Source organism: Tardiphaga robiniae, assembly GCF_013359755.1.
Classification (GTDB): domain Bacteria; phylum Pseudomonadota; class Alphaproteobacteria; order Rhizobiales; family Xanthobacteraceae; genus Tardiphaga; species Tardiphaga robiniae.
This window is the reverse complement of the sequence record NZ_JABMCJ010000074.1, coordinates 140,086-148,933: the sequence shown is the minus strand read 5'-3', so window position 1 is coordinate 148,933 and position 8,848 is coordinate 140,086. Positions and strand designations below refer to the sequence as shown.

Genomic DNA, 8,848 nt, shown 5'->3' with positions numbered 1-8,848 from the left:
TTTTTTCGGTTGCCTGCACATCTGCCTTGGCGAACGGCCCCATCACCAAAATTAGTGTCCCAGGGCGGAGGGACAGGGTAGCCTCAAGCTCTTGGCCGGACGCGTTTTGACTTGGTCGTCCGTCACACTGTCCAGGGCTCTTTCCATCTCAAGGTCGGTCGTCTCCTTGCCAGTGGCAGTGCTGGCGCAGACCCGTCCTGCCCGAAGACAGACGTCCCCCGTGAACCGCGTAACGCCGCATCTCCGGCGCCCACCGCCTCCCACCCCGCGAACGTGACGATCGCGATCGCCCCTCTCGGTGGGGCAGGACGGAGGGGAATATAAACCTGATGGGGATGCTGTCAACAGAGTATAGGAAAAAATGTTTAGGCGCTGTCTTGCCGCCCCACACTGTCATTCCGGAGCGGGACCGGCGCCGCAGACGACGGGACCGAATCCGGAATCCCGACCTGTTTTGCGCTGAACATGTCGGGATTCCGGGCTCAGTCCAGCCCGCTCCGCGGTCCGTCCTGCCCCGGAATGACCGGGCGAGCCGAAACGCAAAATGCCCGGCACGAGGCCGGGCATTGCGAAACTCAAAAGCTCTGACGAAAGAAGTTCGTCGGTTACGCCGGGACGGTGTCCGGGAACACGGCTTCGATCTTGGTCTTCAGCGTCGCCGCGTTGAACGGCTTGACGATGTAGTTGTTCACGCCGGCCTTCTTGGCGGCAATCACGTTCTCGGTCTTGGATTCTGCCGTGATCATGATGAAAGGGGTCTGCGACAGGTTGGGATCGGCGCGGACTTCCTTGAGCAGGTCGTAGCCCGTCATCGGCTCCATGTTCCAGTCGGAAATCACGAGGCCATACTTCTTGGTACGCATCTTTTCCAGCGCCATCGAACCATCGCTGGCATCGTCGATGTGTTCGAAACCAAGCTGCTTCAGAAGATTGCGAATGATGCGGATCATGGTGTTGTAATCGTCCACCACCAGCACCGTCATCGACAAATCAACCGCCATCTTCATTCCCCCTGAGGCACGATACGCAAATGCAAAAAATGATATTTGCCGTCAGGCAAACCGTTCCAACCGGGATTGGCGAGTATTGCTGTCCGCGGCTTGGGCCAAGAATTAGCAGGGTGGGTTAAATTTCCAGTTAACCGCCCCATGGCGCGAAATTCGTCAAATTCGAGAAGAAAGCCGATTTTACCTTCGCTTGACTTCGACGTGGTGGGCGCGCCACGGTCCCTCACCCGCCAAAACCACCAACGAATCCAATCATGACGACTGCTTTCAGCGTGATCCGCGACACAACGCCTGCCAATGCCATCCCGCGCGGATGCGTCGTGGCAATGGGTAATTTCGACGGCGTCCATCTCGGCCACCGCGCCGTCATCGGTGCTGCGTTACGCATGGCGGAACTGCATAAAACAAGCGCTTTGGCGGTGACCTTCGAGCCGCATCCGCGCAGTTTCTTCAGCCCGAACACACCGCAGTTCCGGCTCTCCGACGAAGCCGCCAAGCTACGCCTGCTGGCAGGAACCGGCTTGGCCGGCGCCGTCGTCATGACCTTCGACAAGGGACGCGCCAGCACCACGGCGCAAGACTTCATTCACCACGATCTCATTGAGCGTCTCGGCATCAGCGGCATCGCCGTCGGCTACGACTTTCATTTCGGCAAAGGCCGCGTCGGTTCGCCCAGCCTGCTGGCCAACGAAGCGCCGCGCCTCGGCATCGAGGTCGACATCCAGCCGCATGTCGATATCGATGAGCGCCCGGTGTCTTCGACGGCCATCCGCATGGCCTTGGCCGAGGGCCAGGTGACCGAGGCCACGGAGATGCTGAACGGGCCGTGGTTCATCACCGGCGAAGTGATCCACGGCAAGAAGCTCGGCCGCGACCTTGGCTATCCCACCGCCAATATCCGCTTGAATAACAATTGCGGCCTCAAGCACGGCATCTACGCCGTGCGGGTCGGCCGCGGAAACGAGCGCTTCGACGGCGTTGCATCCTTTGGCCGCCGCCCGACCTTCGATAACGGCGCGCCTTTGCTCGAAGTCTTCCTGTTCGACTTCAAGGGCGACCTTTACGGCCAGGCACTGGACGTCGCCTTCATTGCCTTCATCCGCGATGAAATGAAATTCGAGGGCATCGACCCCCTGATCCGCCAGATGGACGACGACAGCGCCAAAGCGCGGGCCGCGCTGGCGGCTGCGCCGGATGCGTTTCCGAAACTGGGAGACATCGACTGACCAGGACCGAAAAGCAGAAAATGCTCGCGGGCGAACTCTATCGCCCCGGCAGCCCCGAACTGGTCGCTGACGAGAAGGCCAACAAGGCCTGGCTCGCGAAATACAACGCGCAATTGGACCGGCCTGTCGCCGAACGACGGACACTGCTTGCCGAGCATTTCGGCAGAGTCGGCGCCGACTGCGTGATCCGGCCGCCGTTCTTCTGCGACTACGGCTACAACATCCATCTCGGCGACAACGTTTTCCTGAATTTCAATTGCGTGATCCTGGACATCGTCGCGGTCTCCATCGGCGACCGAACGCAAATCGGCCCGGCCGTGCAGATCTACGCTGCCGACCATCCGCGGGACGCCGAGACCCGCCGCAGCGGAGTGGAATTCGGCCGGCCGGTCAAAATCGGCGCCGATGTCTGGATCGGCGGCGGTGCCATTATCGTGCCCGGTGTCACCATCGGTGACGGCGCCGTGATCGGGGCCGGCAGTGTCGTGACCCGGGACGTTCCGGACGGTGCCACCGTGGCCGGCAATCCGGCCCGGGTGATTGGCAAACGGGGCTAATCCGACCCTTTGCGATCGTCTCGCCGGCTGCTATTGAGTGCCGGATGTCTGCACGGCGCCCCATCATAAGCATTATCGGCCCGGCTTCCGCCTGAGCTTCGCTCGGCGCAAGACCGGGACCGTCCAGTTTCATCGCGTTTTCACGCGTTTCAGCGCCATTCGAGCAAGCCAGAGCCATTATGTCCGACAAGCCCGCCAAATCTGATACCCACGACTATTCCAAGACCCTCTATTTGCCGCAGACCGAATTTCCGATGCGCGCAGGCCTGCCGACCAGCGAGCCGAAAATGCTGGCGCGCTGGAACGAGATCGACCTCTACGGCAAGCTGCGCGAGACTGCGAAGGGCAAGCCGAAATTCGTGCTGCATGACGGACCGCCCTATGCGAACGGCAACATCCATATCGGGCATGCGCTCAACAAGATCCTCAAGGACGTGGTGACCAAGAGCCAGCAGATGCTGGGCTTCGACTCGAATTACGTGCCGGGCTGGGACTGTCACGGCCTGCCGATCGAGTGGAAGATCGAGGAAGAGAACTACCGCTCCAAGGGCAAGACCAAGCCGAACTTCAAGGACGGCGCGGCGATGATCGCGTTCCGCCAAGAATGCCGCGCCTATGCCAACAAGTGGCTCGACATCCAGCGCGAGGAGTTCAAGCGCCTCGGCATCATCGGCGACTGGGCCGGCCGCTACGCCACCATGGACTATTTCGCCGAGGCGCAGATCGCGCGCGAGCTGATGAAGTTCGCGGCCAATGGCACGCTGTATCGCGGATCGAAGCCTGTGATGTGGAGCGTGGTCGAGAAGACCGCGCTGGCCGAAGCCGAAGTCGAGTATGAGGACTACACGTCGGATGCGGTATGGGTGAAATTCCCGGTCGCCGCCGAATTCGGCCGGCTTGCCAAGGCCGCTGTGGTGATCTGGACCACCACGCCCTGGACGCTGCCGGCCAACCGCGCCATCTCGTTCTCCAGCAAGATCGCCTATGGCCTCTATGAAGTGACCGAGGCGCCGGAGGACAACTGGCTGAAGACCGGCGATCTCCTGATCCTCGCCGATGCGCTGGCCGAGAGCGTGTTCAAGCAGGCGCGCGTCACGTCATGGAAGAAGAGCAGCGAGCTGTCCTCGGACATCCTCGAGGATCTGGAATGCCGTCATCCGCTCAAGGGTCTCGCCGGCGGCTATGACTTCATCGTGCCGCTGCTCGACGGCGACCACGTCACCGACGATGCCGGCACCGGCTTCGTGCATACCGCGCCAAGCCACGGCCGCGACGACTTCGATATCTGGACGTCGAATGGCCGCCAGCTCACCGAGCGTGGCATCGCTACCACGATCCCCTACACGGTTGATGAGAACGGTGCGCTGACCGAACAGGCGCCGGGCTTCGCCGGCACGCGCGTAATCAACGACAAGGGCGAGAAGGGCGACGCCAACGAGGCCGTCATCAAGGCGCTGGTCGAGCGCGGCATGCTGGTGGCGCGTGCGCGCCTGAAACATCAATATCCGCATTCCTGGCGCTCCAAGAAGCCGGTCATCTATCGCAACACGCCGCAATGGTTCATCGCGATGGACAAGGACATTTTGGAAGTGAACGCTCCCGGCAAGCCGGGAGCTATGGCGAACGACGGCAAGGCGAAGCCCGGTGACACGCTGCGTCACCGTGCCCTCGAAGCCATCAAGGTCACGCAATGGGTGCCGGCCACCGGCCAGAACCGCATCAACGGCATGATCAACACCAAGCCCGACTGGGTGATCTCGCGCCAGCGCGCCTGGGGCGTGCCGATCGCGGTGTTCGTGCGCGAGAAAGGCGACGGCTCCGCAGAGATCCTGCAGGACGAGGCCGTCAACAAGCGCATTGCCGACGCGTTCGAGAAGGAAGGCGCCGACGCCTGGTATGCCGAAGGCGCGCGCGAGCATTTCCTTGGCTCGCTTGCCAACGAAGAGTGGAAGAAGGTCGACGACATCTGCGACGTCTGGTTCGACTCAGGCTCCACACACGCCTTCGTGCTCGAGGACCCCGTGCACTTCCCCGGCCTTGCCGGCATCAAGCGCAAGGTAGAGGGCGGCGCGGACACCGTCATGTATCTGGAAGGTTCCGACCAGCACCGCGGCTGGTTCCAGTCGTCACTGCTGGAGAGCAGCGGCACCCGCGGTCGCGCGCCGTTCGACGTCGTGCTGACCCACGGCTTCACGCTCGACGAAAACGGTCGCAAGATGTCGAAATCGATCGGCAACACCATCGAGCCGCAGAAGATCATCAAGGACTCCGGCGCCGACATCCTGCGCTTGTGGGTCTGCGCCACCGATTATGCCGACGACCAGCGTATCGGCGCAGAGATCATCAAGAACACCATCGAGACCTATCGCAAGCTGCGCAACAGCGTGCGCTGGATGCTCGGCAGCCTCGCGCATTTCCGCGACGAGGATCGCATCAAGGCCGACGATATGCCGGAGCTCGAGCGGCTGATGCTGCATCGTCTCTCGGAAGTCGATGCGGTGGTGCGGCAGGCCTATGTCGATTTCGACTACAAGACGGTGGTGGCCACGCTCGCCGCCTTCATGAACACCGAATTGTCGGCCTTCTACTTCGACATCCGCAAGGACACGCTGTATTGCGACGCGCCGTCGTCGGTGACACGCAAGGCGTCACTGACCGTGATCGACTATCTGTTCCGCTCGATCGTGACCTGGTTCGCGCCCATTCTGAGCTTCACCGCCGAGGAAGCGTGGCTGTCGCGCTATGGCAGCGCGGCCGTATCGGTGCACCTCGAACCGTTCCAGAAGACGCTGCCGGCATGGCGTAACGAGGCGCTCGCCGCGAAGTGGGAGACCATCCGCAACGTCCGCCGCGTCGTCACCGGCGCACTGGAAGTCGAGCGTGCTGCCAAAAACATCGGCTCGTCGCTGGAAGCCTCGCCGCTGATCCACGTCACCGACAAGGCGATCTTCGCCATTCTGGCCGACGTCGATCTTGCAGAGATCTGCATCACCTCGAATGCGATGCTGACCAATGCCGAAGCGCCGGCAGGCGCCTTCACGCTGAACGACGTGCCCGGCGTGGCCGTGGTGGTCGAAAAGGCCGTCGGCACCAAATGTGCGCGGTCGTGGAAGATCCTGCCGACGGTGGGCGAAGACAAGGACTATCCCGACGTCACCCCGCGCGATGCGCAGGCGCTGCGGGAGTGGAAGGCGCTGGGAGTGGCTGTTTGAAACCAGCCGTCCGCTCCGGGCTGATCGCAGCCATCGTCGTCCTGATCCTCGATCAGGCGTCGAAGCTGTGGCTGCTCTATGCCTTCGATCTCGGCCATCGTGGCCTGGTCAGGATCACGCCGTTCTTCGATCTCGTCCTGGCCTGGAATACCGGCATCAGCTACGGCTGGTTCTCCGATTCCGGCCCCACCGGTCAGGTCGTGCTGGTGGCTATCAAAGCCATCGCGGTGGTGGCGCTGGCCATCTGGATGGCGAAATCCGAGACCAGACTGGCCACGATCGGGCTGGGACTGATCATCGGGGGCGCGATCGGCAATGCCATCGACCGGTTCGCCTATGGCGCCGTGGTCGATTTCGCCCTGCTGCACGTCGAAATATCCGGCAAGACCTACAACTGGTACGTGTTTAACCTTGCCGATGTCGCCATTGTTGCCGGTGTAGCGGCCCTGCTGTATGACTCTTTCTTCACGGTACCCGCCGCAAAAGCGCCCTGATCCCAGCCGATACGCAAGGCCAAGGGCGATACCAACGGAACCGCACCAGGATTCTTCGGATTCTTGCCGATCCGCCAGATATTTGAACAGGATGAACACGATGCGCGAGACCGAAACCGGTTGGGCTCTGCACACTTCATCGGGCGCCTGGATGCGCGCCCTGCGCCTCACCGCCGTTGCCCTCAGCGTTGGTCTCGTGATGTCCGCAGGCGCCGCACGTGCCCAGGATGCCGAGGAAGAAGACCAGCCGTTCGAGCAGAAGGTCATCAAGCAGATCATGACCGGTCTCGGCGGCACCAATATGGAAAACACCGGGATCGACTACCGTGAGCGCTCGCCGCTGGTGGTCCCGCCGAAGATCGACCTGCCGCCACCGGATGCCAAGGGCCCCGCGCCTGTCGCCAACTGGCCGAAGGATCCGGATGTACAGCAGCGCCGCGCAGCCGCCGCCAACGCCAAGACCGGACGTCCGGAAGAAGTGCTGGAAGCCGCGCGTCCGTTGACCCCGCGCGAGATGGCGCCGAAGCGCGCACGTGGCGCCTCGTCCGCCGTGGACAATTCCTCACCAGGCGATCCGAACAAGAACATCGTGCTGAGCCCGAAGCAGCTCGGCTATGAGGGTGGCCTGTTCAAGAACATGTTCGGCAGCAACAAGGGTGAGACCGCCGAATTCAAGGGCGAGCCGACACGCGAGTCGCTGACCCAGCCGCCGGCCGGTTACCAGACGCCTGCCTCGGGCTATGCCTATGGCACCGGGCCGAAGGAAACCATGAAGAACGATTACAACATCAACCCGATGACGGGTAAGTTCTGATCGCAGCGCTCCCTTTGCGCCGCCATTCCAAAGACGTCCTTTCACTGCGATCAGCCTGCACGCGCGGATTTGTCCCGCGCGATGGCTTGGTCACGCCTTTCCCCATGCTTTGGAGCTATTAGCCCCGCCATGACCTCTTCATTCCGACTTGCCGCACGATCCGTCGCAGTCGTCGCTTTGCTGCTGGCTCCCGCCCTCGCCATATCGGGCGCCCGCGCACAGACGGTGACGGCGAAACCGCCAACCACGTTCAAGCTCGATAACGGCATGCAGGTCGTGGTGATCGAGGATCACCGCACGCCCGTCGTGACGCAGATGATCTGGTATAAGGTCGGCTCGGCCGACGAGACGCCGGGCAAGTCAGGCTTGGCGCATTTCCTCGAACATCTGATGTTCAAGGGCACCGCGAAACATCCGGTCGGTGAGTTCTCGCAGACCGTGCAGCGCGTCGGCGGTGAGGAGAACGCTTTCACCTCGACCGACTATACCGGCTACTACCAGCGCATCAGCAAGGACCAGCTCGGCAAGATGATGGAATTCGAGGCCGATCGCATGACGGGCCTCGTGCTGAAAGACGAGAACGTGCTGCCCGAGCGCGACGTCGTGCTGGAAGAATACAACATGCGCGTCGCCAACAGCCCGGATGCAAGATTGTCCGAGCAGATCATGGCCGCGCTCTATCTCAACCATCCCTATGGCCGCCCGATCATTGGCTGGCATCAGGAGATCGAGAAGCTGGACCGCGAGGACGCGCTCGCCTTCTACAAGCGCTTCTACGCCCCCAACAATGCGACGCTGATCATCGCGGGCGATGTCGACCCGCAGGAGATCCGCCCGATGGTGGAGCGCACCTATGGCGTGGTCCCGGCGCAGCCGGCGATCCCCGAACGCCGCATGCGCCCACAGGAGCCAACGCCCGCCGCGCCGCGCACGGTGACGCTCGCCGATCCGCGTGTCGAACAGACAAGCCTGCGCCGCTATTATCTGGTGCCGTCAGCCACCACCGCTGCGGCCGGCGAGAGCCAGGCACTCGATGTGCTCGGCCAGTTGATCGGCGGCGGCGCGAACTCATATCTCTACCGCGCCCTCGTCATCGACAAACAGCTCGCGATCAATGCCGGTGCCAGCTACCAGGGCACCGCACTCGACAGCGCACAGTTCATGATTTCAGCCTCGCCGAAGCCGGGTGCCGAATTCGCCGATATCGAAAAGACCATCGACGCCGTAATTGCCGACCTCGCAACCAACCCGGTGCCGGCTGCCGACCTCGAACGCGTCAAGACGCAGCTCGTCGCCGAAGCCACCTATGCGCAGGACAGCCAGGCCTCGCTGGCACGCTGGTACGGCGCGGCACTCACCACGGGCCTCAGCGTCGAGGACATCCGTAGCTGGCCCGACCGCATCAAGGCGGTTACCGCCGAGCAGGTGCGCGCAGCCGCACAGACCTGGCTCGACAAGAAGCGCTCGGTCACCGGCTATCTGATCAAGGATACATCTGCGCCGAAGCGCGAGGAGAAGCGGTCGTGAGCATCATCTTC

General features: G+C 62.4%; 7 protein-coding genes. 6 read left to right on the top strand and 1 reads right to left on the bottom strand.

Annotation, left to right across the window (positions count from 1 at the left end; genetic code table 11):
- Positions 1–605: 605 nt before the first annotated feature.
- On the bottom strand, positions 606–1,001 hold the full coding sequence (locus tag HP556_RS07450; RefSeq protein ID WP_089263591.1) for a response regulator: 396 nt from the start codon (positions 999–1,001) through the stop codon (positions 606–608).
- Positions 1,002–1,261: 260 nt separating this feature from the next.
- On the opposite strand from HP556_RS07450, the gene HP556_RS07445 reads away from it, so the two are divergent.
- The 6 genes from HP556_RS07445 (at position 1,262) to HP556_RS07420 (ending at position 8,837) form a co-directional block, all read left to right on the top strand.
- A complete protein-coding gene (locus HP556_RS07445) occupies positions 1,262–2,233 on the top strand; it encodes a bifunctional riboflavin kinase/FAD synthetase (protein WP_175366476.1) in 972 nt (323 codons plus the stop codon).
- Positions 2,230–2,790 carry a sugar O-acetyltransferase gene (locus HP556_RS07440; RefSeq protein WP_175366483.1) on the top strand — a complete coding sequence of 187 codons (561 nt, stop codon included), beginning with the start codon at positions 2,230–2,232 and terminating at the stop codon, positions 2,788–2,790. The genes HP556_RS07445 and HP556_RS07440 overlap by 4 nt, the downstream gene beginning before the upstream one ends.
- Before the next feature lie 179 nt (positions 2,791–2,969).
- Positions 2,970–6,002, top strand: coding sequence for an isoleucine--tRNA ligase (ileS, locus tag HP556_RS07435; protein ID WP_175366475.1), 3,033 nt, complete (start codon positions 2,970–2,972; stop codon positions 6,000–6,002).
- Positions 5,999–6,496, top strand: coding sequence for a signal peptidase II (lspA, locus tag HP556_RS07430; RefSeq protein WP_175366474.1), 498 nt, complete (start codon positions 5,999–6,001; stop codon positions 6,494–6,496). Before ileS ends, lspA begins: the two co-directional genes overlap by 4 nt.
- Positions 6,497–6,596: 100 nt before the next feature.
- Positions 6,597–7,310, top strand: a complete 714-nt coding sequence (locus HP556_RS07425; protein ID WP_089263592.1) for a hypothetical protein — start codon at positions 6,597–6,599, stop codon at positions 7,308–7,310.
- A gap of 129 nt (positions 7,311–7,439) precedes the next feature.
- Positions 7,440–8,837 (top strand): M16 family metallopeptidase, encoded by a 1,398-nt coding sequence (locus tag HP556_RS07420; protein WP_175366473.1) that lies wholly within the window; start codon positions 7,440–7,442, stop codon positions 8,835–8,837.
- Positions 8,838–8,848 lie beyond the last annotated feature (11 nt).

Coding starts and splice junctions, on each gene's coding strand:
- HP556_RS07450 (WP_089263591.1), bottom strand. CDS start 1,001: ATGGCGGTTGATTTGTCGATGACGGTGCTGGTGGTGGACGATTACAAC.
- HP556_RS07445 (WP_175366476.1), top strand. CDS start 1,262: ATGACGACTGCTTTCAGCGTGATCCGCGACACAACGCCTGCCAATGCC.
- ileS (WP_175366475.1), top strand. CDS start 2,970: ATGTCCGACAAGCCCGCCAAATCTGATACCCACGACTATTCCAAGACC.
- HP556_RS07425 (WP_089263592.1), top strand. CDS start 6,597: ATGCGCGAGACCGAAACCGGTTGGGCTCTGCACACTTCATCGGGCGCC.
- HP556_RS07420 (WP_175366473.1), top strand. CDS start 7,440: ATGACCTCTTCATTCCGACTTGCCGCACGATCCGTCGCAGTCGTCGCT.